Origin of the sequence: Saccharibacillus sacchari DSM 19268 (assembly GCF_000585395.1) — a bacterium.
Taxonomy (GTDB): Bacteria; Bacillota; Bacilli; order Paenibacillales; family Paenibacillaceae; genus Saccharibacillus; species Saccharibacillus sacchari.
Map to the genome: position 1 here is coordinate 2,230,442 of NZ_KK073875.1, position 25,909 is coordinate 2,256,350.

Annotated in this window: 22 protein-coding genes; 5 read left to right on the plus strand and 17 right to left on the minus strand. The window is 53.2% G+C overall.

All coding sequences use genetic code 11. The features are described from left to right. Positions 1 to 39: 39 nt before the first annotated feature. Positions 40 to 1,542, minus strand: a complete 1,503-nt coding sequence (locus tag SACSAC_RS09530) for an MFS transporter (RefSeq protein WP_037285622.1) — start codon at positions 1,540 to 1,542, stop codon at positions 40 to 42. A 117-nt stretch (positions 1,543 to 1,659) separates the two neighbouring features. On the opposite strand from SACSAC_RS09530, the gene SACSAC_RS09535 reads away from it, so the two are divergent. Continuing rightward, positions 1,660 to 2,493 carry a MerR family transcriptional regulator gene (locus SACSAC_RS09535; protein ID WP_037285626.1) on the plus strand — a complete coding sequence of 278 codons (834 nt, stop codon included), beginning with the start codon at positions 1,660 to 1,662 and terminating at the stop codon, positions 2,491 to 2,493. Between the two features lie 75 nt (positions 2,494 to 2,568). Here the strand turns inward: SACSAC_RS09535 and SACSAC_RS09540 are convergent, their stop codons facing one another. Beyond that, positions 2,569 to 2,892, minus strand: coding sequence for an iron-sulfur cluster biosynthesis family protein (locus SACSAC_RS09540; protein ID WP_037285629.1), 324 nt, complete (start codon positions 2,890 to 2,892; stop codon positions 2,569 to 2,571). Positions 2,893 to 3,314: 422 nt separating this feature from the next. Here SACSAC_RS09540 and SACSAC_RS27975 point away from each other — a divergent pair, with 422 nt between their 5' ends. Both SACSAC_RS27975 and SACSAC_RS09545 read left to right on the plus strand, forming a co-directional pair. Further along, the gene (locus SACSAC_RS27975) at positions 3,315 to 3,806 is read left to right on the plus strand and encodes a matrixin family metalloprotease (protein ID WP_156950984.1); all 492 of its coding nucleotides are present in this window, start codon (positions 3,315 to 3,317) and stop codon (positions 3,804 to 3,806) included. 22 nt (positions 3,807 to 3,828) lie between these two features. Continuing rightward, the gene (locus SACSAC_RS09545; protein ID WP_037285632.1) at positions 3,829 to 4,446 is read left to right on the plus strand and encodes a hypothetical protein; all 618 of its coding nucleotides are present in this window, start codon (positions 3,829 to 3,831) and stop codon (positions 4,444 to 4,446) included. Positions 4,447 to 4,568: 122 nt separating this feature from the next. Here SACSAC_RS09545 and SACSAC_RS09550 read toward each other — a convergent pair whose 3' ends face one another. Then, positions 4,569 to 5,405 (minus strand): helix-turn-helix domain-containing protein, encoded by an 837-nt coding sequence (locus SACSAC_RS09550; RefSeq protein ID WP_037292547.1) that lies wholly within the window; start codon positions 5,403 to 5,405, stop codon positions 4,569 to 4,571. Between the two features lie 187 nt (positions 5,406 to 5,592). On the opposite strand from SACSAC_RS09550, the gene SACSAC_RS09555 reads away from it, so the two are divergent. Beyond that, positions 5,593 to 6,744 carry a glycoside hydrolase family 88/105 protein gene (locus SACSAC_RS09555; RefSeq protein WP_084777994.1) on the plus strand — a complete coding sequence of 384 codons (1,152 nt, stop codon included), beginning with the start codon at positions 5,593 to 5,595 and terminating at the stop codon, positions 6,742 to 6,744. A 167-nt stretch (positions 6,745 to 6,911) separates the two neighbouring features. On the opposite strand, the gene SACSAC_RS09560 is transcribed toward SACSAC_RS09555, so the two are convergent. The 11 genes from SACSAC_RS09560 to SACSAC_RS09610 all read right to left on the minus strand — a co-directional run bounded on the left by SACSAC_RS09560 (position 6,912) and on the right by SACSAC_RS09610 (position 20,894). Further along, the gene (locus tag SACSAC_RS09560; RefSeq protein ID WP_037285635.1) at positions 6,912 to 9,083 is read right to left on the minus strand and encodes an MMPL family transporter; all 2,172 of its coding nucleotides are present in this window, start codon (positions 9,081 to 9,083) and stop codon (positions 6,912 to 6,914) included. A gap of 244 nt (positions 9,084 to 9,327) precedes the next feature. Then, complete coding sequence (locus tag SACSAC_RS09565; RefSeq protein WP_037285637.1) at positions 9,328 to 9,972, minus strand: response regulator; 645 nt, start codon at positions 9,970 to 9,972, stop codon at positions 9,328 to 9,330. Next, positions 9,965 to 11,197, minus strand: coding sequence for a sensor histidine kinase (locus SACSAC_RS09570; RefSeq protein ID WP_051507015.1), 1,233 nt, complete (start codon positions 11,195 to 11,197; stop codon positions 9,965 to 9,967). The genes SACSAC_RS09565 and SACSAC_RS09570 overlap by 8 nt, the downstream gene beginning before the upstream one ends. A gap of 153 nt (positions 11,198 to 11,350) precedes the next feature. Then, positions 11,351 to 12,064, minus strand: coding sequence for an HAD family hydrolase (locus SACSAC_RS09575; RefSeq protein WP_037285642.1), 714 nt, complete (start codon positions 12,062 to 12,064; stop codon positions 11,351 to 11,353). Between the two features lie 210 nt (positions 12,065 to 12,274). Next, positions 12,275 to 14,329 carry a transketolase gene (gene tkt / locus SACSAC_RS09580; RefSeq protein ID WP_051507016.1) on the minus strand — a complete coding sequence of 685 codons (2,055 nt, stop codon included), beginning with the start codon at positions 14,327 to 14,329 and terminating at the stop codon, positions 12,275 to 12,277. After that, the gene (locus SACSAC_RS09585; protein WP_037285645.1) at positions 14,322 to 15,611 is read right to left on the minus strand and encodes a class II D-tagatose-bisphosphate aldolase non-catalytic subunit; all 1,290 of its coding nucleotides are present in this window, start codon (positions 15,609 to 15,611) and stop codon (positions 14,322 to 14,324) included. Before SACSAC_RS09585 ends, tkt begins: the two co-directional genes overlap by 8 nt. A gap of 254 nt (positions 15,612 to 15,865) precedes the next feature. Continuing rightward, the gene (locus SACSAC_RS09590) at positions 15,866 to 16,966 is read right to left on the minus strand and encodes a PTS fructose transporter subunit IIC (RefSeq protein WP_037285648.1); all 1,101 of its coding nucleotides are present in this window, start codon (positions 16,964 to 16,966) and stop codon (positions 15,866 to 15,868) included. A gap of 12 nt (positions 16,967 to 16,978) precedes the next feature. Next, the gene (locus tag SACSAC_RS09595) at positions 16,979 to 17,293 is read right to left on the minus strand and encodes a PTS fructose transporter subunit IIB (protein WP_037285651.1); all 315 of its coding nucleotides are present in this window, start codon (positions 17,291 to 17,293) and stop codon (positions 16,979 to 16,981) included. Positions 17,294 to 17,316: 23 nt separating this feature from the next. After that, the gene (locus SACSAC_RS09600; RefSeq protein ID WP_245608733.1) at positions 17,317 to 17,784 is read right to left on the minus strand and encodes a PTS sugar transporter subunit IIA; all 468 of its coding nucleotides are present in this window, start codon (positions 17,782 to 17,784) and stop codon (positions 17,317 to 17,319) included. Between the two features lie 5 nt (positions 17,785 to 17,789). Continuing rightward, entirely contained in the window at positions 17,790 to 19,742 is a 1,953-nt protein-coding gene (locus SACSAC_RS09605) for a BglG family transcription antiterminator (RefSeq protein WP_245608614.1), read from the minus strand. A 516-nt stretch (positions 19,743 to 20,258) separates the two neighbouring features. Further along, positions 20,259 to 20,894 carry a pentapeptide repeat-containing protein gene (locus SACSAC_RS09610; RefSeq protein WP_037285653.1) on the minus strand — a complete coding sequence of 212 codons (636 nt, stop codon included), beginning with the start codon at positions 20,892 to 20,894 and terminating at the stop codon, positions 20,259 to 20,261. A gap of 103 nt (positions 20,895 to 20,997) precedes the next feature. Between SACSAC_RS09610 and SACSAC_RS09615 the strand changes: the two genes are divergently transcribed. Further along, a complete protein-coding gene (locus SACSAC_RS09615) occupies positions 20,998 to 21,876 on the plus strand; it encodes a hypothetical protein (protein WP_037285655.1) in 879 nt (292 codons plus the stop codon). Between the two features lie 147 nt (positions 21,877 to 22,023). On the opposite strand, the gene SACSAC_RS09620 is transcribed toward SACSAC_RS09615, so the two are convergent. The 3 genes from SACSAC_RS09620 to SACSAC_RS09630 form a co-directional block, all read right to left on the minus strand. Then, positions 22,024 to 23,415, minus strand: a complete 1,392-nt coding sequence (locus SACSAC_RS09620; protein ID WP_037285658.1) for an MATE family efflux transporter — start codon at positions 23,413 to 23,415, stop codon at positions 22,024 to 22,026. 343 nt (positions 23,416 to 23,758) lie between these two features. Beyond that, complete coding sequence (locus SACSAC_RS09625) at positions 23,759 to 25,156, minus strand: MATE family efflux transporter (protein WP_051507018.1); 1,398 nt, start codon at positions 25,154 to 25,156, stop codon at positions 23,759 to 23,761. Positions 25,157 to 25,304: 148 nt separating this feature from the next. Continuing rightward, positions 25,305 to 25,790: a MarR family winged helix-turn-helix transcriptional regulator gene (locus tag SACSAC_RS09630; protein ID WP_084777995.1), complete on the minus strand. Its 486-nt coding sequence runs from the start codon at positions 25,788 to 25,790 to the stop codon at positions 25,305 to 25,307. Positions 25,791 to 25,909: the final 119 nt, after the last annotated feature.

Here is a 25,909-nt window from a genome sequence, read left to right on the forward strand (position 1 = left end):
ACGATCCCTTCTTTTTTCATGAGCTTTTTACGAGCTTTTTTATGAACGCGTACTTTCCGGCAGCACGGATGTCTTGCGGGCGATCCTTGTCAGAACCAGCCCCGCAATAATCAACACTGCCGCACCCGAAGCCAATACGACCGAGAACGAATGCTCGAATGCTTCTTTGGCCAGCCGGATCAACAGCTCCCCGCTGGCTTGAGGCAGGCTTTCCGCCGCCACCAAAGCGCCGTCCAAGCTGTCCGCTGCTCCTTGCACATCACGCAGCGTATCCGGCAGTGCAAGCGAAGCGGTATACGCGAACGACGCCAAGCTGCCCAGTACGGCGATACCGACCGCTCCGCCGAGTTCGAACGAGACTTCCTCGATCGAAGCGGCCATGCCTGCTTTTTCAGCCGGAGCCTGATTCATGATCGAGCTGGACGCAGATGACATGCCCGCGCCCAGGCCGAAGCCGATCACGATCATGCAGGCGATCTGCCAGATCCGGCCGGCGTCAAACAGCAGCAGGTACGCCGCCATGCCGGTTCCCGCAAGCAGCTGAGACAACAGAAGTACTTTGACCAGCTCCATCCGGTGCAGCAAACTGCCCACCAGCGGCCCCGCCAAGAAAGCGGCGATTGGCAGCGGAAGAAGAAACAATCCGGCTTGCAGCGGGGACAGTTCCATCACCAGTTGAAGCCTCTGGGTAAGCACGTATTCCAAACCGATCAGCGCGAACGAGGATAACAATGCCGTAACGGCGCCTGTGCTAAAGCGTTTATTGCGGAATAAGCCGAAATCGATCAGCGGAGCGCTGCTTTTCTTCTGCCGCTTGGCGAATACGATCAAAGCGAGAACGCCGACGACCGCGGTCAGCACGGCGATAACAATCGACCCGTTCGGCTTGGCAATCTCTTTTACCGCATACAGCACGCCCACCAATCCCAGCATGACCAAGGCAGACGAAGCAAAATCCCATTTTCTTCGCGCGGCGGCTTTCGCATGGGGCACGATGAAGATCGAAGCGATCAGCGCGACGATCACGACCGGGATATTGATCAGGAACACCGATCCCCAATAGAAATGTTCCAACAAAAATCCGCCCACCAACGGTCCCAACCCGGCTCCGCCCGACGAGACGGACGCCCAGATCCCGATCGCCAGCATCCGCTCCTTTTCATCCGTGAACGTAAGCCGTATAATCGACAGCGTCGCGGGCATCATCATTGCTGCGCCTACGGCGAGCAGCACGCGGGCCGCGATCAGCAGCGCCGGAACCGGCGAGAACGCCGCGACCAGCGAAGCCGCGCCGAATACGACCAAGCCCAGATTGAACAACCTTTTATGTCCGAGCCGATCTCCGAGCACGCCCATGGACGGCAGCAGGCCGGCCATGACGAGCGGATAGGCGTTGACGATCCATAATTTTTCCGACGCGTTCGCCGACAACTCTCTCGTTAAGGTCGGAAGCGCGGTATAAAGCACGGTCATATCGATAACGATCAAAAATAAAGCGCTGGACACGATCGCCAGAATCAACCAGCGTTTTGCGTTTGCCATGATGTGAAGCCTCCTTGATTTTTTCCCGTCGACGAGGTACATATTAAGCGTAAAGGTTGGAGCGGCTCCAAGGTCAAGCGAATTTTCGGCATGTATTTTTTTGAAGGAGGAAGCACCGTGCAGGAAGAAAAACTCACGATCGGCGAGATGTCCGACTACTGCGACGTCCCTGCAGACACGCTGCGTTATTACGATAAAATCGGCTTGTTCCGTCCGCTGCATATCGACCCGCAGAATGGCTATCGCTACTATTCCATCCTCCAATCCGAAGTGCTCGGCACGATCGTGGAGCTGCGGCGGGTCGGCTTTTCGATCGAGGAGATTCGTTTATTCATGCAGAACCGGCGTCTCGATCAGTCGATCGGATTGCTGGAACAGGCCGTGCAGCGAATCGACCGGCAGGCCGCCGACCTTAAACGCATCTCGCGCACGTTGAAAAGCCGGATGAAGCATATTCAGTCTTTTCAGACCGACTACGCGGAATCCGACTTCATCATCCGCAAACTGCCCAAGCGCAAATTCTGGGTACTGCCGGACCGGATCGATATACAGAATAAAGAGGCGGTGTCCTACGGATTTTTGGAATTGGAAAAAAAGCTGCACGATACCCTACCGTTTCTTGCAGGCAACGAGATCGGATTTTTTGCGGAGCAATCAAGCCTTGCCTTTCCGTTAAATCCGGCCGAACTCGCAAAGGCGAGCGCGCTGTTCACCTTCGTTCAAGGTCGGAGAAACGCGGGGGCGCAGGAAGCTCCAGCCGGAGACTACGCCTGTACGCGGTATACGGGGCATGACTTCGAAGATTATGCGGACGGATTGGAAAAGTTGCTTCGTTATGTGCACGCCGAAGGGTTAGAAGCCAAAAGCGGCGCTTGGAGCATTATTCAGATCGATATCTCGCTCACCGAGCAATCGGACGAGGCGGTGTATGAGGTGCAGATTCTGGTGTGAAGCCGATATAGTCGACAAAAAAACCGCCGCTTGCCCGCAAAGGGCGAACGACGGTCTTTTTTTCCATCTGAAGGCCTATTCCGCGCGCACGTCCGTCACCCGCATATTTCGGCTGAACACCGCGCCGTCGCTGGACAGCTTGAACGACGGGTAATCTCGGTCCGCTTCCAGCTTCATGAGCGGATCGAACTGCTGCTCCTGCTGGCGGTCGGTCCACACTTCGAACGTATCCGACTCCACCGCGATATCCGTATCCCACGGCTTGTCCGCGATCTGAAGCGTCACGACGCCGTTGCATCCGCAATTGATCGTATCGTAGACGAGCCGCAAGGTACCGGGACGCTCGCCGATTTTGGATTTGATCTGATTTTCCGTGTAATCGTCCATTTGAAGGCGCATGAATGATTTCCCTCCTCATTTAATATGATGATTCTTTTATTATTAGGTTGTTTATGATTAAAAAGCAATTTTTCACAACATATTAATCACGAAATTCTTTTGTATTTTATGATAATAAATAACATTAATTATCATTTAATGCAATTAAAAAGAAAGGTGATGTCTAAATGAAAATATCAAAATCAGCAAAAAAATTTGTGCTTCTTAGGGCGTGTACGCAAACTCAACGCCGTGCATCTTGACCTGTCTTTTCGCCCTCTTCTGCGTCATTTTCCCTTGACGTGCCCCGGCACGCCTTCGGAAAAATTCCTTGCTGAGAACGAAAATCCAGCTCAATCTGCTCCCGACGGAGTTTGCGTACACGCCCTAGTTTAATCATTCTTCCGCTCACTTTCTCTTTGGTACCTGCCGACGCGAATGCAGTGCGATACTCAGGAGGTAGAACAAGTGCAATATTTAATGCTTGGTATTCTGACTCTATTCATTCTTATGGTTATGCAGGTTGGATTGATGAAGCCCGTTTTACATGGAACCCTGTTTCCTCAAACATTGAAATAACAAGAGTAATTTCTTCAAACGGAACTCCAGATAAATACTATGCCGGGGTAGGTACAGATCCTTTTACCGCTGGAGGACATAATGGTTATAAAAAGTCTGCTTCTGGTAGTTATGTTGTTGCAGGAAATAATGAGACATGGGCCTATAGCGCTGTGAGCATTTATCAAAATGCTATAACTTTCATGAATCTATCAGATGCAGAAATTCAGAGTACAATTGAACATGAAATGGGGCACTCTCTAGGGTTAGATCATACTCCTTCGAATGGACCAAACTCAATTATGAAAAGTCTTAGACAAAGTATAAAACCAACTACTTATGATATTTCTGAAGTTCGAGCAAAATGGGGAAATTAAACTATAGTGAGGAGTGAACATCGTGAAAAAAAAATCTAGATGGACAATTTATGCTGTTCTGATTGCAATTCTTTTGACTAGCGGCGGCCTCTTTTACTTTAATCACCAAAAATCCGAAAATGAACAAGCTTCGTTACCCTATACGGACGTTATTGAGTTTTCTTCGAGTACATGGTTGTTTGATACTCCTAAAGAATTAGATGAAGTAGTAGACTTAGTAATCGTAGGATCTGCCGTAACCGATTTCTCAGAAAGAGATCATCAAATTACAACTTATGAAGGAGGAGAAATTCAAGATTTTTATACCAAAACAAAAGTAAGAATAGATCGAATCCTCAAAAAACCGACAGACTTTGCTGAAGATCAAACCGAAATGACAATCCTTGAACCTGTAAGCATTGAAAATGGACAAAAGTTGACTCGTGATAACTATATCGAACTGCAAAAAGACGATCAAAGTATCATATTTTTAAAGAAAAATTCTTTTGGCGATTATTTTTTAGTAAATCGAAACCGAGGAAAAATTAGTTTACTTGATGAAGATCCTCAACTTTCTATCCAAACTTTTGAAGAATCAGAGTTATCAGAATATGAAAAATTCCGAAACGAAGCACTTGACTTTTATAAATTAAGCAATTGAATCAATGTGAACGTTCACTTTAAAAGGAACGGGTTATTTCATTTAAGACCCGTTCTTTTTGATGCAAAGATATTATTTTCAAATCCCTAATCTGATCAATAAAAATTTTCACTTTCAGCACCTCACCCCTTTTTCCGATAAAAAAGCGGCGCCCGCCCCGTCACTTCTTTGAACACCCGTCCGAAATGCGTCACGCTCCCGAATCCGACTTTCCGCGCGATGACGTTCACCTTGAGCGACGATCCCAGCAGCAGCGTGATCGCTTCCTTCACCCGCACGCTGTTCACGTATTCCACGAACGTAAATCCCGTCGCTTCTTTAAAAGAACGGCTGATGGAATACGGACTCACGTACAGCCGCTCCGCCAAGCGCTCCAGCGTCAATTCCTCCATGTAATGCTCGTTGATATACCGCACCACTTCGAAGATTCGCTCGTGCATCGGATTCGACGCCGCTGGCGGCTCTTTCTCCTCAACGGGCAGCTGGCGGCAGCAAGCAATAAGCAGCTGCATCGTCAGCGCCCGGGCGTAGTCCACGTATCCCGGCTGCTCCTCTTGCATTTCGCGCATCATCTGCTCCGCCAACGCGTCGATTGCGGCGGATATATAAGTCCCTTTTTTCAACAATACATAATCCCGCTCGAACAACGGACGCAGCCCTTCGGCTCTCGAAGCACCGTCCGCAGTCAAATATCGCTCGTGTACATTGACCACCAACCGCTCGTAATCCGGCGTCTCGGCGTTCGTCGTCCGGTGCAGCACGTTCGGCGCCACGACGACGATATCCCCTTCCTCAATCACGAACGTGCGGTCTTTGATAAAAAACTTCCGCTGCCCGTCCATCATGTAAAAAAACTCGTACGTCGCATGGAAATGGCTGGTCGTCATCCGATAACTTGGCCCATTCCGGTAATGCACCAAAAACGTCTCGTTTCCATTGTCGTAATACAGTTCTTCCATGCGCTCGCCTCTTCCCGTTTCCGACTTTTCTTCCATTATAAATGTCCGACGAATGATCGCAAGATCCAAGAAGAATTCACGAATTTACGCAAAATATGTACAGTTCGTTGTGCTACGATAATCGCATATAATAACGCTTACATCATAAAGAGCACACCCCAAATTCGATGAAAACGGAGCGAACCCAATGAAATTAAAAACGGAAAAGGTTGACCTGAAAGTCCTGATCGAACGCGTGACCGACTACACCCTCGACATGGATCTGACCTGGGATTGGCCTTGCGGCGTCGCGTATTACGGCGTCAGCCGGGCTTACGAAGCGACAGGCAACAAACGTTACCTGGAACGCATGGTCGCTTGGGTAGACGAATATATCGAAGCGGGCCTGCCCCCGGTCTGGACGGTCAACGCCTGCGCGATGGGCCATATGCTGCTGACGCTGTACGCCGAGACGAAGGAACAGAAATATCTGGATCTGATCCTGAGCAAAATCGAATATTTGGAAAAAGACGCGCTCCGCTTCGGCGACCGGGTGCTTCAACATACGGTGTCGGCGAAAAACGATTTCCCCGAGCAGGCTTGGGCGGACACGCTGTTCATGGCGGCTTATTTCCTGCTGCGCGCAGGCGTCATGCTGGAGCGCAAAGACCTGATCGACGACGCGCTGCATCAGTATTTCTGGCATATCAATTACCTTCAGGACGAGGAAAACGCTCTGTGGTACCACGGCTACAACAACATCAAGCAGGATCATATGTCCGGCCTGCACTGGGCGCGGGCGAACGCGTGGGGCGCGTACACGATGGCTCGCGCCGCGCGCGGCCTGCCCGAAGCGTATCTGTATCCGCCGATGATGCACATCTGGAGCTCGCTGCGCGACCAGCTGGCCGCGATCAAAAAGCTGCAAAAAGACGACGGTTTATGGGGCACGGTGCTTGACTACCCGGATGCGTACGGCGAAGTCTCCGCCACCGCCGGAATCGCCGCAGCCATGGTGCTTCAAGGCAATCCGCTGCACGGCAAATACGTGCAAAAAGCGCTCGACGGCGTCATCGCCAACATTACTGAAAAAGGCCGCGTGCTGAACGTATCCGGCGGCACCGCCGTTATGAACGATATCGCGGGCTATCTCGGCATTGATCGCAAATGGGCGCAGGGCTGGGGCCAAGGACTCGCGCTGGCGCTGCTGACAGCCGTGCTGGAGAATCAGGAGCAGGAGCGGAAGATCGCGGAGAATCGGGGAAAAGCCTCGTCTGGTGCAGGCGAGAGCGCCAAGTCGGACGATAAACCGGAAAAGACGCCTCAGCCCGCCGCAAGCGGTTCGAAAACGGACAAGTAAACCCGCAGATTCCGGATTCTATTTGTTTGCATAACGAACAAAAAACCGAAGCCGCTCAAAACGAGCGATTTCGGTTTTTCGATTTTTCTCCGTCCCTGCCGCTGCGCAGTTTAAAGGACGCGTTTTTCGCCTCTTTTTCTTGCTTTTTCACTATCGGCCTTGCTGGATCAACTGGCTTTCTCGTATTTTTCTTCCACGATCTTGGCGATTTCTTCGCCTTCCACATCCAGATTCGGCAGCAGGCGATCCAGCCATTTCGGCAAATACCACGCGGACTTTCCGAGCAGCGACATGACGCCCGGCACGATGAACAAGCGTACGATAAAGGCATCGAAGAAGATCCCGAACGTAAGCGCGAAGCCCATGACTTTGATCATCGGGTCTTCCGCCATCATGAAGCCGGTGAATACCGAAACCATGATCAGGCCGGCTGCCGTGACGACGCCGCCGCTGTCGCGCATGCCGATCAGCACGGACTTTTTCGCGTCCCCGGTATGCTTGAACGCTTCGCGCATCCGGCTGACCAGGAAGACTTCGTAGTCCATCGCGAGCCCGAACAGAATCCCGACAAGAATGATCGGCAGGAAATTCAAGATCGGCGATTGGTTATGGAAACCGAACAGATTCTGAAAGTGGCCCTGCTGAATGACGAAGGTCGCGAAGCCCAACGTTGCCGCAAGGGATAATATGAATCCGAGCACGGCCTTGATCGGCACAAGCAGCGAGCGGAACACGACCGTCAGCAGCACGAATGCCAATCCGACGATGATCAGGCAGAACTGCGGCAGCGCTTGATTCAGCTTCTGCGTAATGTCGATATTCACCGCGGTGCTGCCGGTAACGTTGAACGTGACATGATCCTGCGCTTCGACTTGCGGGACCTGACTGCGGATATATTTGACCAGCTCGATCGTCGCCGGGTCGTTCGGTCCGGTCGTCGGCGTGACCGTGAACAGATACGTTTTGCCCGAAGCACCGGGCATTGCCGGAGAAACGCTGCTTACGTTCGGATATGCGGCAATATCTTTCATCGCTTTGTCCAGATCCGCAGCGCCTGCTTCCCCTTCCTTCGTATCCGCCAGGATCACCAAAGGCCCGTGCGATCCTGCGCCGTATCCTTCGGTGAGCAGATCGTAAGCCCGGCGTTCCGTTTTTTCCGTCGATTGCTGGCTGTCGTCCGGCAGTCCGGTCTGCATGTCCGCAAAAGGAAGCGCGATAGCGCCCAGCAGCACTACGCCGGCCAGAACAGTTAACCACGGGCGCCCAGTCACCAGACGGCCCCACAAGTTTCCGCGTTCGGCGCGTTGATTTTGCCGACGGCTTGTTTTTTTCGGTTTGATTCGTTTGCCCATCAATTGAAGCAGAGCAGGCACGATCGTAATCGCGGTTAGCACCGCCAACAGCACGCACACCGCTCCGGCAATACCCATCATGGCCAGGAACGGCACGCCGACTACCGATAAGCCCAGCAGCGCGATAATGACGGTGACGCCGGCAAATAGCACCGAACTTCCGGCCGTGCCGTTGGCGATCGCGATCGCTTCGGTCCGGTCATGCCCTTTGCCCAGTTCCTGACGGTATCTGGAGATGATGAGCAGCGCATAGTCGATACCGACCGCAAGTCCGACCATGGAAGATTGACTGATCGCGAAGGTCGGGACGTCCAGATAATTCGATCCGTACATAATTAGCATCACGCCGACGCCGAGTCCGGCGGCCGCGGTGACGATCGGCAGTATGCCGGTCAGAAACGAACCGAAAGCGAAGGTCAGGATCACCAGCGCGATAATGACGCCAACGCCCTCGGTCGCACCGCCGATCTCCATCTCCGGCTTGTAGCCGCTGCCCGTGAGTTCAGCTTGAATATTGGATGCGCGCAGCGTCTTCGCCGCTTGATCAGCCAAGTCTTTGGACGATTGAGGCACTTCCGCGCCCGGAACCGCGTAGTTCACGTTCGCATAACCGATCGTGCCGTCTGCGGTCATCGAATGGTTCTCGTAAGGCGTATCGATCGAAGCGACCAACGGATCTTTTTTCAAACTTTGCAGCTGCGTCTCGATTTGCTTTTGCACATTCGCGTCGTTCAACCCTTGATCGCCGTCCGATTTCAACACGATCTGCGTTTTGCCGTGATCGTCCTGCGCTCCGGGGAACTCTTCGTTCATGCGCTCCAGCGTTTTCTGGGATTGAAGTCCGGGAATCGTCGTCTCCTGATTGAAATTCGCGCCTGCCGAGATCGCAAGGCCCGAGACCGCGAGCAGCACGATCAATCCTCCGAGCAGCACTTTCAGCCGATTTTGCGCCGACCAGAATCCGATCCGGTATAACAGTTTCGCCATGGTGGTTCTCTCCTCTTTGTAGGGGTGTAGGTTTGGGTTCGTTTTGATTTGTCCTCATCTTACCGGGTCGGCAAGCCCCCCGCACCGTCCCAACGGGCTTCCTCCTCTGCCCTTTCGGGAAGATTTCCGCTGCCCGATCGGCCCGCTTCGGAATCGATTCCGAACGACAAAAAAAGCCGTACGGTTCAGAAGCTTCGCACGGCTTGCGTTTTCTATGAATGTCGATGCTGCTCCGGCTTGATGTTCATATCCGGATCAAGCCCCGCTCCAACGCCACGGCGACCGCCTGCGAACGGGAATCCACGCCCAGCTTATTGTAGACGCTCGTCAGATGGGACTTAATCGTCCGCTCCGACACGGCCATGTCCAGCGCGATGCGCTTGCTCGTGTAGCCTTGAGCGACGCTTTCCAGAATAAAAGCTTCTTTGTCGGTCAGCATGATTCCGTGTTCCCGAACCGGAGGTTCCGTTTCTTTGACTTGGAAAGCCAGTACGCGTTCCAGCACCGGACCCGACAGCAGCATCTCGCCGCGCGCGGCGGATTCGATATTTCGGAACAGATTTTCGCTGTTGGTGTCTTTGAGCAAATAGCCTTTGGCTCCGAGCGCCAATCCCTGCATCATCAGCTCGTCTTCGTTATACGTCGTCAAAATGATGATCGGAACGGCAATCCCCCGCTCCTTCATCTGCTTCATGGCCTCGAGTCCGCTCATGATCGGCATATTCAGATCCATCAACACGACATCCGGCTTCGTCTCTTCGACTAAGCGCAGCGCTTCTTCGCCGTTAGCCGCTTCCCCGACGACCTCGAAGTGCTCGCCCGTTTCCAATACCAGCTTCAAACCTTCTCGAACCACGAAATGGTCGTCGACGATCAATACTTTATACATCTTCCCCGGATTCCCCTTTCGCGACAGGTACGGACAGCTTGAGCGTCGTGCCTTCGCCTTGACCCTGACTGAACATCTGCAATTCGCCGCCGATCAGGCGCGCCCGTTCCCGAAGTCCCAACAGTCCGTAATGTCCGGTCATTTTGCCGATCAGCTCCGTGTCGAATCCACAGCCATTGTCCCTGACTTCGATCAAAATGCTGCGCGGATGCCGCTCGATCGTCAACCAAACTTTGTCCGCCTTCGCGTGTCTCGCAATATTGGTCAGGCTTTCTTTCACGATATGCAGACTGTGCTCCGTAATCCATCTCGGCAAAACGGGCAGCGTGCTCATTTCCGCAAATACGACGATGCCCGTCGCTTCCTTGAAGTGTCTCAGCTCGTCTTCGATTTCTTCGCGGAAGTCGATGTCCGACGAAGATTTGGCGCGCAGATCGTCGATCGCCCTGCGGGCTTCGGCCAACGTGCTGCGGGACTGCTCCATCGACTGCCGGATAATCTCCTGCGCGCGCGGCGTATTGCCTTTATTCAGATGCGTATTCGCCGCTTCGAGTCGCATGATCAACCCTGCCACTCCCTGCGCGAGCGTATCGTGCAAATCCCGCGCCATGCGCTGCCGTTCGTTCTGAAGCGTCAGCTCTTCCACTTTCTTATGGGCTTCCGTCAATTCTTTCAAAAAGCGCTGAAGACGAATGCGTTCTTCCACCTGACGATTCAGCAGAATCCCGTACGCGAACACAATGATCATCATCAAAAGAAGAAAAGGCAGGTAATTCCACACTTCCTCTACTCTGCCGATGGTCAGCGCCACGTCGAAGTAGATGAAAATGCTGATCAGCAGCACGCACACGGCGCGCTTGATCGGCGAAGCCAGCGTGATGCACTGCGTGACCAATACCGGCAGCAGCCCGATCAATACGCCTTGATGCCCTCCGGGAATCAGGATCGCGCATAAATAAATCAGACAGCCTTGCAGCAGAAAATACAGCCAAAACTGCCGGGACGTCACTTGGTACGGCGCCCAATAGAGCAGGACATGCACCGTAAAAAGAGCCGTAAACACAAGACATTGCAGCAGCAGCGGTTCTTCGATCATTTGCAGGATGATCGATGACGCATACACCATCGACACCCAGATCAATACCGGCAGCCGCGCAATCGACAGTTGATTGACCACGCCCCGTTGATGCGGCGCACGTTCCGCCGCCGATCGGATCTCTTCCATTCCGCTCACGCTCCCCGATATACTGTCTTCAGCATAGGGCAAACGGAATGAACCGACAACGTCCTTACAGGCAGTTCGCACTTCCCTTTTGGGCAAAAGGCTTTTGTCGGCAGCGGATCGGATCGTCAAGCTTCGATTTCGGTCAGCACCGTCTTACCTTGATCCTTCGCAAATGTTCCGAATCGTCTCCGCTACCGAATCTCCTGCGCGAAGCGTAATATCCGGCTGCACCCCGTCTTCCGGAATCTGCGTACCTCGGCGGTCGACCCAGATTGCTTTCCAGCCTGCGCCTTTCGCGCCGACGATATCGTTCGCGTACGAATCGCCGATGTAATAGGTCTTCTCCGGCTCGATCCCGAGTAATTGCTCGGTGTGACGGAAAATGCGTACATCCGGCTTCATGAAATCCAACTCGCCGGACACCACCACATCTTCATACTTGATCCAATCGTAAATCCCGAGCTGCCGTACTTTTTTGCGTTGATGCTCCGCCGGACCGTTGGTGATGACGCCGAATTTCAGTCCGCGGTCCCGGCAGTAGTCCAACGCTTCACGCATATCGGGCGCAGGCTCGAGCTCTCCTTGCGCCGACGCGTAATCCTGTTGGAATTGTAGCGCTTCTTCGCGAGAAATCTCGACGCCCATCACGCGGAACGCCTCCGTGATCCGGTACGCGTGCATGTCTTCGAGCGACATCTCGCCGCGCACGGTCTGTTCGAATACCTCATCGCTAAAGTGACGGTTGTATCGATACAGATCGTCCAGCGACAGCTCCGCATAACGCGCGAAGTTGCGGTCGAATGCCTTTTTAAACGGAATAATCTGGTCGTAGATCGTATCGTCGATATCGAAAATAAAGTTGTACATGTAAATCCCCTCTCCATACTCCAGCCTGACGGAATGCTGCTTCCTGCTTAGGCATATCGGCAAGCTTTTCTCTCCCTTCATTCTACTGTAAAAAACGAAGAAAGGGCGCCCGTCTATTCGCAAAACGCCGAAGTACATCGGGCAGAGCGAATTGACGGACGCCGAATCAAACAGGCTATATGCGCACAGTACGGCTTTTGCCGCTCTATCTTAGACTTTTACTTCTGCGGATGCGCGTACTGGCATTGGTTCGGCATTTGGATTACCTTCCAGCGCCAAGTAACGTCGTACGATTTCTTCCGCTGTAAATCCATACTCCCGAATGACCCGCTCGCCCGGTGCACTGGCCCCAAAACGGTCAATCCCAAGCGAAGCACCAAATTTTCCGGTATATCGTTCCCAACCGAAAGTCGAGCCCATTTCCACAGATAACCGTTGCACTACTGCGCCCGGCAGTACCGATTCCTTGTACTCTTCGCTCTGCTGCTCGAACAATTCGAAGCACGGCATGGACACAACGGATACATCATGCCCAAGTTGTCGCAGCTTTGTCTGGGCTTCCATCGCCAGATTCACCTCGGAACCTGTAGCGAGCAAAATCCCTTGCGGTAAGGCACCCTTAGCAGGAGAGACGACATAAGCGCCTTGAGCCACGCCTTGCGATGCCTTCTCCTTCGTTCCGGGCACGACGGGCAACGCCTGCCGGCTCAAGACCAGAATCGTAGGTGTCTCGCTACTACTCATCGCAAGCTTCCAGGCCGCCGACGTCTCATTGCCGTCCGCCGGACGGATCACCCGTACATTCGGCACGCCGCGCAAACTCGACAGCTGCTCGACAGGTTCATGCGTCGGACCGTCCTCGCCCACGGCTACCGAGTCGTGGGTGAGGACGTAAATGACCGGCAGTTTTTGCAGCGCCGACAGCCGAATCGCTGCCCGTAAATAGTCGACGAAGACGAAGAACGTTCCTCCGTAGACTCGCGTGCCGCCATGAAGCTGTATGCCGTTCATGGCGGCAGCCATCGCGAATTCCCGGACGCCGAACCAGATATTCCGTCCGGCGTAATTACCGACTTCGAAGTCGCCTTCTGCCGCTACGGCCGTGTTGTTTGAAGCAGATAAATCCGCCGAACCGCCCCATAGGAAAGGCACGCTGCGCGATAACGCCGTCAGTGCTTCTTTCCCTGTTGCTCGGCTTGCGGCCGATGTTCCTTCTTCATAGACAGGCAGCGCATCTGCCCAATCGGCAGGCAATTCACCCGCGAAGGCCACCGTGTATCGCGCCGCCAATTCCGGATAAGCTTCACGGTATTGATCAAAGCGTTTGTTCCAATCATTTTCCGCCTGCCGACCTGCCGCTACCATCTTCGTCCAAAAACGTGCCCGAATATCCTCGGATACTTCAAATCGCGCGTTCTCATCCATGCCGTAAAAAGCTTTCGCCCGCCTTGTGTCTTCCGCGCCCAACGGCGAGCCGTGTACCCGCGATGTGCCTTCGTGGATCGAACCGTAGCCTATGACCGTCTTCACTTCGATTAGGGTTGGACGATTAAGTTCGGACTTTGCTTCCGAGACGGCCCGATCGATCGCCTCCAAATCATTACCGTCCTCGACTCGCAGTACCTGCCAGCCGTACGCTTCATAGCGTTGGCCTACATTTTCGGTAAAGGCCTTCGATGTCGGACCATCGAGCGAGATATCGTTGGAATCGTATAATACGATCAGCTTGCCGAGCTGCATATGCCCTGCCATCGAGCTGGCTTCCTGCGATACGCCTTCCATCAGATCGCCGTCGCCGCACAGCGCGTAAGTGTAGTGATCCACGATCTCATGCTCTTCGCGGTTATAGGTCGCTGCCAAATGCGCTTCGGCCATCGCCATGCCGACCGCCATCGCGATACCTTGCCCCAGCGGCCCGGTCGTCGCTTCGACGCCGTCGGTATGACCGACTTCCGGGTGCCCCGGCGTATTCGAGCCCCATTGGCGGAAATTCCGCAGATCATCCAACGACACGTTATAGCCGGAAAGATGCAGCAGGCTGTACAGAAGCGCCGAGCCATGCCCGGCCGATAATACGAACCGGTCCCGATCGGTCCAATCCCTCGATGTCGAGGGATTGACCTTAAGGTGGCGGGTCCACAGCACATAGGCCATCGGAGCCGCACCCATTACGAGTCCGGGATGTCCGGAATTGGCTTGCTCGACTGCGTCGATGCCCAGTGTCCGGACGGTATGGACCGCCCTCGCGTCGATCGCGTCAAACATGCGCGGCTCCTGCGCCTGCCAGTTCGCGGATACGCGTCGTGACGCCAAGCAGATTGTAGCATTCCGCATAATCGCGAATCGGGCGCTTGATCCGGTCCACTACATAACGGCGACCGTTGATATTGCGGCTTTCCAGATTGGCGTACAGCTTGGCGATTTCGGCTTTGACTTCATCGTCGTTGAAGGTGTAGTGTCCCGCGATATCGAGAATTTCTTCCGACAAAGCTTCGTCCTGCACGATTTCGGCAACGGTGAGGTTTTTCTGCTCGCCGACCATCCATTTTCTCCAGCGTTCGCTTTCAATCGCCCGCTTGAGCAGCACTTCGCGGGTACGGGAAGGCTCCGCAACCAAGCCGTTCGCAGCCAGCTTCGCTTCGACGGCAGCCAGATTTAGATAAGCGCGCGTTTCTTCCGTTCCGTATTGAGGCGCTACGTTCGTAGCGGCAATCTCCGACGGAATATGTTCCAGCAGTGTCGCATCGTCGAGATAGTCGCCGTTGTGTTCTTTCAAGCCGACGCCGTACTTTTTCGCCATCTGCGCCAGGTCGTACGCATTTTGGAAATTGAACGTGCCCGCCTGCTCGGTCTTGCGCGTTAATGTTCCGGTTTGTCCCACGATGAAAGTCGGCAGAGGAAGGTTGCGCCGCTCCAGCTCCGCCTTCAATCGAACGATAAAAGTTTCGTAGGTCTCAAGCGTCGTCAGACCTCCGTTCGTCTCCTCTGTGCCGACTTCGTAACCGATCTCCGGCAGTCCCCGTTTCAGACGTTCTTGTTCACAGAACTCGATTAACTCAACCGTACGGTCCAACACCATATCGAGCGGTACGACTTTGCCCATCTCGAACGGATCTTTGGTCGGGTCGATCATCAGCAGATCGAAGCCCGCTTCGATATCGGCGATATACGATTTCTTGCCCAATTCCATCGCGATCTCGGCCGGCAGATGATCGTTGCGTTCCTGATCTCGCTGCCATGGACCGCCATGATCCCGGCAGAGGTAATACAGGTTGTCGTATCCGATTTCTTTCGCGACTTCTTCTACCGCTCCGGCAAACGTGAACTGGTTCCAACCGTTGACGTAGCCTCCGCCGAGTTCGTCCGCGTCGACTTGATTGCGGCTGGCGATGAACATCACCGGGCAATCGTATTCTTTGGATACTTCGAGCGTGGCTTGCACGCAGTTTTTCGACATCGGGCCGACGCCGAGCAGCGTGGCGCTTTGTCCTGTTTTTTGCAGTTCAAGCAGGCCTTCTACTACTTTTTTAATCGGAAGTTTTGTCATTTTTTCCACTCCATTTCGGTGTTTGTGTGAGGAGGGAAGCGAGAAGACTGCGAGAAAAATTGCCAGCATAGGCTTCCGAAGTGCATTTCTTCGAAATGCTTCACAATTCGCTGTCTCACTTGGAAAACTGGATTGAAATTTTAAGTGGAAGTTTTCCAAGTTCAAAGGCGTCTTGAACTGAATTTTTCTCTCCGTCTTCTCGCTTCCAGTTAGGTTAGAGCTTTTAGATATGATTTATTAGGGCTTAGATCGCGTTATTTTGCGATTTTGACTGTTTTGTTTGGTTCGGACTCTGTGGTCTTGTCGTCTTTTTGTTGGTCCAGATTCGGCTTGGTGAAGTGCAGGATGATGACGGATACGGCGACGCCGATTAGCATGGATAGGACGAACCAGAGTTTGCCGTTTACGACGGGGAGAATGATTAGGCCTCCGTGGGGGACTAGGGCTTCGACGTTGTTCATCATGCTGAGCGCGCCGCCGACGGCGCTGCCGATGATAATTGCGGGCAGCACGCGTTTAATATCTTTGGCTGCGAATGGGATGGCTCCTTCGGTAATGCCGATTAGCCCCATGAAAAAGGCTGAGATGCCGAGGTCTTTGTCGTCCTTCGTATACTTTTTTCGGTCGATAAAGGTTGAGACGGCCAGAGCCAGTGGAGGGATTGCAACCGCTACGCGGTGCGCGCCGTTCGGGCCGTAGATGCCTTCGGCCATTAAAGCCAGGGTAAAGGCTGTTGCTGTCTTGTTGACCGGGCCACCCATATCGAATGCGGTCATCGCGCCGATCAGCAGGCCCAGCAGGATAGCATTACCCCCTTGAAGATTACCGAGCACGTCGACCAGCCAGTCCATGGCAGCTCCGATCGGTGCGGCGATGACGTAGATGTAAGCCAGACCGCCGACGAGCACGGTGAAGATCGGAATAATCAGGATCGGCATGATCGTCCTTATGGTTGGCGGGACTTTCCACGTTTTGCACCATTTGACCAGATATCCTGCCGCGACGCCGAGGATCATCGCGCCAAGGAATCCGGTCTTGACGCCGCTTTCGCCGATCGGATTGTTGGCGATATAGCCAAGAATCATGCCGGGAGCGATACCCGGTTTGCCTGCCAGCGAGTACGCGATATATCCCGCAAGCAGCGGAATCATCATGGCGAAGCCTGCCGCGCCGAGATCGTTCAGGTTTTTCATGAACGGATTGGTGATCTCCATTCCCGCGTCCGTCGCCGTGCCCGTGGACAATGCGACGGCCAGGAATACGCCGCCTACGACTACGGCCGGCAGCATATACGACACGCCCGTGCTGAACGCTTTTTGGATTTCTTTCAGAAATCCGGTTTCCTTTTTCGCCATTGGCTGTTCCTCCTACAAGTTTTCGGCCCGATCCAAAATGTCCGCGGGATGCTTGATAACGTCGGCCGGATCGATATGCAGCACTTTGCCGCCGTCTTCTTTTTCTTCAAACCGTTCTTCGCCTTCAATACTGATCGCCACCGCCAAAATGACCACATCCGCCGAATCGATGTCTTCTTGCTCCAGCTCATTGTCGATGCCCATGCTGCCTTGCGTCTCAACCTGTACGGTATATCCGCGCTTTTTGCATTCCTTCTCGATCGCTTCCTGCGCCATGTACGTGTGTGCGACTCCTGTCGGACAAGCGGTTACTGCGACTACTTTCATCTGTGTTGCCTCCTTTTTAATGGTTATGCCGGATTGCCGATCGAATGCAGCAGCTCGTAAGCGCGCTCCACATCCGTGCAGTCCACCAGCTCATCGCGGAATTCATCGTCCAGCAGCTTTTTGCTCAACTTGGAAATGAATTTCAGGTGGATGTTATGCTCATTCTCCTGCGGCACGCCGATCAGGAAAATCAGCTTGACCTCTTCTTCATGACCTTCCGTCCATAGAAAATCCGATGTCGCTTGAAGCATGCCGACGAACGGTCGCTTCACCACTTCGCTTTTGCCGTGCGGAATCGCGATTCGATAGCCGATAGCGGTCGGAACCTGGGCTTCGCGCTGAAGCGCAGCTTCCAGAAAAGGCGTTTGTTCCGTGATCAGCCCGTTCTTCTCCGCCGTCTCCACTAACAGCCGCAGCACATCATCTTTCGTCGCCAGATCCTGTCCCAGCAAAATCATGTCTTTTTCGATTACATCTTGTACGCCATTCACGTCACTCAAGCCGTCCCACATCCTATCTTTTTCATAAATTCATGCTTGTCGGACATCGTATGGATTTGGCTCAACAGTTCTTTGCTTTCCACGATCCGGTAGATGTCGGAGAGCACGTTTTTGATATACCGGGTATCTTTTTCCGCGATGCAGATCATGATGACCGTCTTGACCGAATTGGCGTTCCAGCCGATATTTTTCCGATTACGGATCAGCAGCACGGCTGTCTCGTTGACATGCTTGGGACTGCCGTGCGGAATCGCCGCTCCTGTCGGAAGATCGGTTCCGCCAAGGCTTTCCCGGCTTTTCATACTGTCGACGAAGCCGCCGGACACGATGCCTTTGCGTACCAACTCTCCGCCTACCTCGTCGATCAGCTCTTCTTTGGAAGCAAAGTCGCCGTCGAAGTAGATGAACTCCTCTCGGACGTAACGCGCCAGATGCAGCAGCGGACCGAGTTCGGCTTGGCTAGGTTTGGCCATCACGAATTTTTCGTTGTAAAAGTCCGTGATGTTCTTCATGTCCTGATCGGTAAGCAGCGGGGAAACGACGATCGCTTTGCGGCCCGGAATGTTCAGGTTGACGGTGGAAACGATCAGGTCACTGCCGTAATAATCGTATTTCTCCGCTTCTTTGGCCGACGCCACTTCGATTCGGTCGAAGGCGGGCAGCACGTTTTTGATCCGGTTGACCAGCAGTTCCGACGTCGCGATGCCTTTCGGGCAGATGACGAGAATTTTCCTCCCCAGCTTGGCCCGTTCGACCGCCGCTTGAAAATGAATGGTCAGGAAGCCGATCTCGTCCTCGTTGAACGCGACATTCAGCTCCTCCTCGTGTTCGCCCAAGACCACCCACACGATGTTGAAAATGACCGCGAACTCGTTTTTGATCTGGTACACGAACGGGTTATTGGCCGGAATGCCTGCCCGCAGACGGTAGATCATTGACGGGAAATGCAGCAGCAATTGTTCCTTCAAGCGCTCGTCTTTTTCAAAATTAAAGTTCAGTGAGTCGCCAATCTGCCGGATAATGCGTTCGACGCAGCGGTAATAATCATTTTCCGTCGGCAATGCTTCGAATTTATTGGAAATCAGATACGCGGACAGATATTCGACTTCACCGTCTGTGTAGGAGGTGTTCAGCCGGAGCGAGATTTTGTCGAGCATATCGCGTGCGCCTTGCTCAAACACGCTCGGCTTGCCGCTGACGCGCACTCCCGAATGCTCTTTGTCGAGATAGTGGTTGCCCTGCATGCGGTAAGCCAATACGATCATCATGCTCAGTACGTTGAACGCGTAGTAATCGGCGATCAGCGCTGCATCCGCTTTCAAATAACTGTAAAGCACCCGGGAGCATACGCTCACCGTATCCGCTCCGTAGTATTCCGAGAGCAGTTCCAGCTTCCGTTCTTCATCGTTCTCCAGCAGCGCGCCGCCGTCTTCCAGCACAAAGCGGTTGAATTCCAGAAAAGCTCGCTGCCAATCCTTTTCCCGGCCCGTGAAGCGCGTGCCTTGTCCATCGCTAATCAGGCGCAGGCCGTTGCGATAGGTTAGCTTTTTTTCAACGGCGTTGAGGTCGTTTCTAATCGAGCTGCGGCTGACGAGGAAGTGCTCCGACAACTGCTCGAAAGTCACCGTTTTATGTTCGAAAAGCATCATTTCCATCATTTTTTTGCGACGTCCGGCTGTGGAGTAGTCTTCCTTTTCTCCAAGTGCTTCATCGGTTTCCGGCTCCACGACTTCTGTCCGGTTCGCCCGAACGCCGATGCCGGGCTTCTTCTCCAACTCATAGCCCTGGGTCAGCAGAAACTTCTCGATCGTCCGCAAGTCGGAGTGGATCGTGCGTTCGGAGAAGTTCAATTCGTCGGCGTAAAAGCGTACCGTACGATAACCCGTCTGTTTGAGCAAAATGGATACCAGTCGGGATTGTCTGGGTGATAATTTGACGATCTCTCTCACCGCCTTCGCTTCTTCGGAATACGTTTCATGAAAGGGGATTCATTTGGCTATACCTCGATTATAGGGAATCCCCGAGCGCTTGGACATTACAAAACACTTCAGGAAGTTGTTGCAGGATGTTGAGCCTTCCCATTGAAAAACAACAACGCCTGCATGATGATCATTCGTTGTTTTTTTACATGCTTAAATAGGAAATCACGCTATAATAAAGGGTATTCCGCTTACTTGTTGAAACGGGTGCGATTGATGCGCAAAGCAGCTTCAAGTCGGCGATCCGAGAATCAGGGGGAGACATGAAATGGGGGCCAAACGGGTCTGGTGTCCGGCACTGTCCCGCGCAGCCCGCGGAAGATCCGCTGTTCACCCTGATGTGCGTCATCTTCGTAGCAGCCGCAGCATACAGGGTTTATTATTACGACTTGTTCTAATGAAATAACCGCACCGCTTTCACCTTTGTACAGAGCGGTGAAGGCGGTGCGATTAAGGGTTTATATAGGGGTCTATGTATATCGGGACTCACTTAATCACCAAACCCAGCAAACCGACGAAGACAGATGCTTGATTCGGCGCGATTTTACATCCTTCCAGATCTTCAAGGTTCACAATCAGCGAATCGAATTCGCAAGTGCTCAGATCGACACCCTTCAACTTCACTTCCGCCAAATTCGCACGGTCGATCTTGCAGCGCTCCAGTCCGAATTGCTGCACAGTTGCGGCGTAATAATCAATCCCCACCAGCGAGCAGTCCTCAAACAGAACCGACTTGAACTTCACGAGTCTGAAATTTGCGTAATCCGCGATGCAATCCGTAAACCGTACCTGCTGCATCCGTCCCCCGCCGAAGTCGGTTCCGATGAGTTTGCAATCCTTGAAGATAACCCGATTGAGAAAAACACCCGCAAAATTCATATTGGAAAAGTCGCAGCGTTCAAATACGACGTCCGTAAATTCCGCTTCCCGAAGCGCGGATTCCGTGATCGTGACCTGTCGGAACAGAGTGCGGTCGAACGAGACCCGATCGGCGTCCAGTCCGGTAAACTCGGTCTGCTCGATCAAACGGTCGGTGATTTCGATCCGCGATTCGAGATAGAGATCGGTTTCCGGCTCTAGACGCCCCTCCTGGATCTTGGGTGCTGTTATTTTGATTGTCATTATTACTCTCCTTTTTGCTGCTCATAAATATCATCTCCAACTTTAATCAAAGATTCGCCGTCAATCAATATAGGAGCTTGACCAAGTTAATAGGAGGGTTGAGATGAAGATCGAAAAAGGAAGAAGCTTCGGAATTGCCCTGGTACTTTTCATTGTCGCATGCGTGTGGAGCCTTACAACAACAGCCGATACCCGCATTGAATACGCCTACCCGGAGATGAAAGAAGGCGCCCAAGCCTTGTTCGACGAACATTTTGCCGAATATTTGAATAGTATGAAGTCGCATTACGATACGGACGGCGATTTGAGACAGGCTGAATTGATCGACGGCGTCTCGGTCCAGCAAGTCTCGTTGGAAGGTCATAACTTTTTCGTAACGGGTTACGAATTTCCGTTGCAGCTCGAAGGAAAAACGGTCGGAACCGTCATGGTCGAACAGAACCTCATGGCCGGGCCGGATGCGAGTGAATGGAAAATTACTGATGTCAGCCCGATTGCCGATCTGGACTACCAGTTGAGCGAGGCTACTCGGCGATTCCCTTCTGCGAGAGCGATCTGGTACATCCATGATCCCAATTTCCGAATCCGGGGATTTTACGCGCAAACGGATACGGACACGGACGGCCAGTTTTTCGATACCTATACCCAGACCGTTATTCCGATTGAGCAACTGTATGGGCAGATCGATGCCAGGCGGCTCGAACCCGGCTTTTCTCCGTCTGAAAAAGCACTCGTTCCGGTTATCCAGGTTGGTGCTGCGGGTGAGGACGGTGGTGCTTGGAGTCGAGCATTCGTGGTCCTTGTATCCGCTATAGCCGCCATTATACTTGGAATTCTAGGGTGTGTACGCAAACTACGCCGGGAGCAGATTGAGCTGGATTTTCGTTCTCGGCAAGGAATTTTCCTGAAGGAGTGCCGGGGCACGTCAAAGGAAAATGACGCCGAAGAGGGCAAAAAGACAGGTCAAGATGCACGTCGTTGAGTTTGCGTACACGGCCTAGTTTTCTTTTTGCTAAAAATGAAAAAGGACCGCCGCATGCAGCCTCGCTAAAGTCCGCCCAAACAAAAACCATGCCGAAAGATCGCCGCGATCTCCCTGCATGGTTTTTCGTTTGGTATAACCCGATTGCTAAATCAACTTATGCCGATACCATTTCCGTCCCATGAACCGCCAGATGAAGATGCCGCCGCGAACCGCCCATTCGGCGTTCATCGCGAGCCATACGCCGAGAATCCCCATATTCAGCACGATGCCGAGGATATAGCCCAGCACGACGCGGAACAGCCACATCGACAACATCGAGATCAGCGAAGTGAATTTGGCGTCGCCCGCTGCTCTCAGCGCCGACGGAATCATGAAGCTGATCGACCAGAGCGGGATCTGCGCGATCGTATTGATCAGCACGATCAGGAAAATGTCGTCTACGATCTCCGCCGGAGGATTGAACATCGAGATGAGCGGGTGGAACAGCGGCAAGATGATGAGACCCATGATGACGTAGAAAAAGGAGCCCAGAACCACGAACGATTTGGTCAGCTTTTTCGCGTCTTTCACGTCCCGGCGTCCCATGCACTGGCCGACGACCGTGATCAGCGTGAGCGACAACGCGTTGGCCGGAATCTGCATCACGCCCGCCAAAGCGCCGCTGATCGCGTTCGTCGCAATCGCGTACGTGCCCATGCTGACGATGAAGATCTGGGTCAAGATTTTGCCGCCGTTGAAAAACATCTGCTCCGCCGCAAACGGCATGCCGATGGTGAAGATGCGTTTGAGCATATCGAAACCGATCGTGAAAAAGTCCCGAATCCGGATCCGCAGCTCGGCATCGATCTTGATCAGGTAATACACCGCGCAGGCTGCCGCAAAATAACGCGAAATATTGACCGATAACGTCATGCCGAACACGCCCATATCGAGCACGTTGATAAACAGCAGATTCAGTCCGACATACGGAAGATTCATCACGAGCGATAATGCGAGCGAAGCCCGGGAGCGGCCGATGCCGCGCAGCGCGCCGCAGACCGCTTCGACGAAAGCAAGCCCCAAGTACGACAAGCCGCTGCCGATGATGTAGGTGCGCGCCAGCTCCATCACCGCCGGTTCCGCCGAACCGAACAGGACATTGAGCAGCGGATTATGGAACGCGATCATGACGACCCCGATGATTGCCGCAAGCAGCGAGACCGCCGAAGCCGAGCCTGCCGTCGCTTTGGACACCATGATCGAGTTGCCGCTGCCTTTGTACTGCGCGACGACCACTGTACCGCCCGTTGCCACCGCCACGAAAATGCTGAGCAGGAACACGTTGAGCGAGTCCACCATATTGACGGCGCTGACCGCATCCACGCCCGCCGAACTGATCATCGCCGTATTGATTAGGTTCAACCCCACGATAAAGATCTGATCCACCAACAGAGGAATGAATAGCGCGATAATCTGCTTGTAATCGATCGATCTGCCCGAGAGGTATTTCTCCAGCAGCGCATTCCCCCGTTTGATTCGTATGTTGCTTTCTGCCATCTCCAACCCTTCTTTTTCCCGAAATTTTAAACATGCAAATGCTGACTATCCGACTTTGAACCTCTCAATACAAAACAAAAAACGCCCTGCGCGGTCTTGGCGACCGGAGAGCGTGGCTGACTATCGTAATCGTTTGTTGCGTTTTTCGCGGGTACGACCCAAGTGCCGAATAGGCTTTTGCAGCCTTTTTTCGACCCTATGTCAGTTCTGTCAGTTCCGCCACGTCCGCCAATATATCACGATTCATTGGAAAAGACAAGGCGATGCAAAGCCATTAAATCGATTCGTTGATCGCGAGCCCGATTTCGAAGACGGCAAGCGATAACGATGTACGAATTGTTTTTTAAGCCGGAAGTCCTTCGGGTTCCGCTTGCCGCGCATTCAATTTCCGGCTGAACGGAATGAACAGGATTAGCCCCAGCAAGCAGGTAATCAGCTCTGTCACGGTCATCGACCAGATCACGCCGTGCATGCCGAACGACGCGTGCAAGACGATGATCGTCGGGATGTACAGCACGCCCTGCGTAATGGACATGATCATCGTCGGCGTACCTTGGCCGGAAGCCTGGAACAGCGTGAGGAACAATCCGGTGAAGCCGTTGAACAGCGCCGAGATCAGCATCGCGCCAAGGATATAGCCCCCGACTTCGAGCACTGCGGGATCGCTGGAGAACAGGCGCAGAATCGGGTCGCGCAGCAGGTATACCAATCCGACAAAGACGACCGCCACGCCCCCGATAATGCCCGCCGCGGCTTTGAATCCGGCTTTGAAGCGTGCGATATTCGAACCGGCGTAGTTAAAAGCGAAGAACGGAATCAAGCCGATAAACAGCCCCATCGCAAGGAATTCCGGAATCTGCACGATACGAAGTCCGATGCCTGCCCCGGCCAGCACCTGCGCGCCGTATTCGATCATGTAATGGTTGAACAGCAGCGTTGTCACGATCATGAACGCGGATTGGAACAACTCGGACACGCCGATTTTGTACACTTCCAGTTGATCGACAATCGACAATCGGAAGTGATTCATGAAGCCGCGCAGATGATCGCTTTTCTTCTGTAAAAAGTAAACGTAATAAAGCGCGGAGCCCGCATTGGCCAAAATCATGGCGAGAGCCGCCCCCATGACGTGCATGTCGAGTCCGAGAATGAGCAGCGGATCGAGAACAAGGCTCAGCCCCGTGCTGATAAAAATGCCGTACATCGATTGTCTGGACGCGCCTTCCGAACGGACGAGTTGTTCCAACGTGAAGTTCATGACGATCACGAACCCGCCGCCGATCAGCGTCATCGCATAGATCTTGGTGTAGTCGTGGGTGGAGGCGTCGGCGCCGAGTCCATTGACCAAAGGAACGATGAACAGGAAGGAAATCAATGCGATCAGCAGCCCGGCGATCAAGCTTCCGTAAAAGGCGTAACCCGCGATCTTTTTCCCTTTTTCAGGCGTTCCGGCCCCGACGAGCCGGGTGATAAAAGTGCCTGCCCCAACGCCGAACACATTGCCTGCCGCCATCAGCACGGTGAAGATCGGTAGCCCCAACGTGATCGCGGACAGCATGGACGTATTGTGCAGCAGACCGATAAAGTACGCGTTGATGACGTTATATACGGTGCCGACGGACATGCCGAGCATCATCGGGATCGAGAGATGCGCGACAGCACGGCCGATCGGCGATTTTTCCAGGTAGTATTGGTTGGACTTTTTGCCGTTTGTGGTTTCTGTATTTTCTGTGGTACTCATGACGAACGCCTCCATTATATATGATTACTTGCACAATTATTCATGTATATGAGTTAAACGGCGGGCTCGGCGATCTTGCTCGTCATTCTTGCACTTGTTCAAGGTGTGCATCCAATGAGCGAACAGGCCGATTCCCACGCGTTATTTTTTACAGGTTATCGCGAACTTTCTCCAGCAAACCGAGCAGCGTATCCGCTTCTTCCGGAGTGAGTCCTGCCGTTACGCGCTGCTCCAGTTCAAGAAAGACTTGATCGAATTCGGCAATCAGCGGCGCGGCTTGTTCGGTGACGTAAACCATCTTTTTGCGTTCGTTGCCTTCGGGTACGACGCGTCTGACGTAACCCTTTTTCTCCAAGCCTTGCAGCATGCTGGTGATACTCGCGTTGGTACGGCTGAAGCGCTTAGCCAGGTCGTTTTGGATGATGCCGCGCTCTTGGAACATGTAGATGTAGCCGAGCATTTGACCCTGCTGCGGGCTTAGACCAAGTTCCGACAAACGGTTATCCGCGGATGGTCGCATACGGATCGCAATGTCGCGGAATAAGTTGGAGTACGGCGTGGCTACCCGTTGGCGCTCATCGACTTCCTGAAAAGCTTCGTTCGGCGTTGCTTCGCTGTTTCTTTTGTCGGGCATGATAGATGCTCCTTTGTTTGAATATATAACTGTTAGAGTTCTAACTATGGGATTACTATAATTGTTAGAGTTCTAACTGTCAATAGTCTAAGTGTGAAAAGTTGAAATGAAAAATAGAC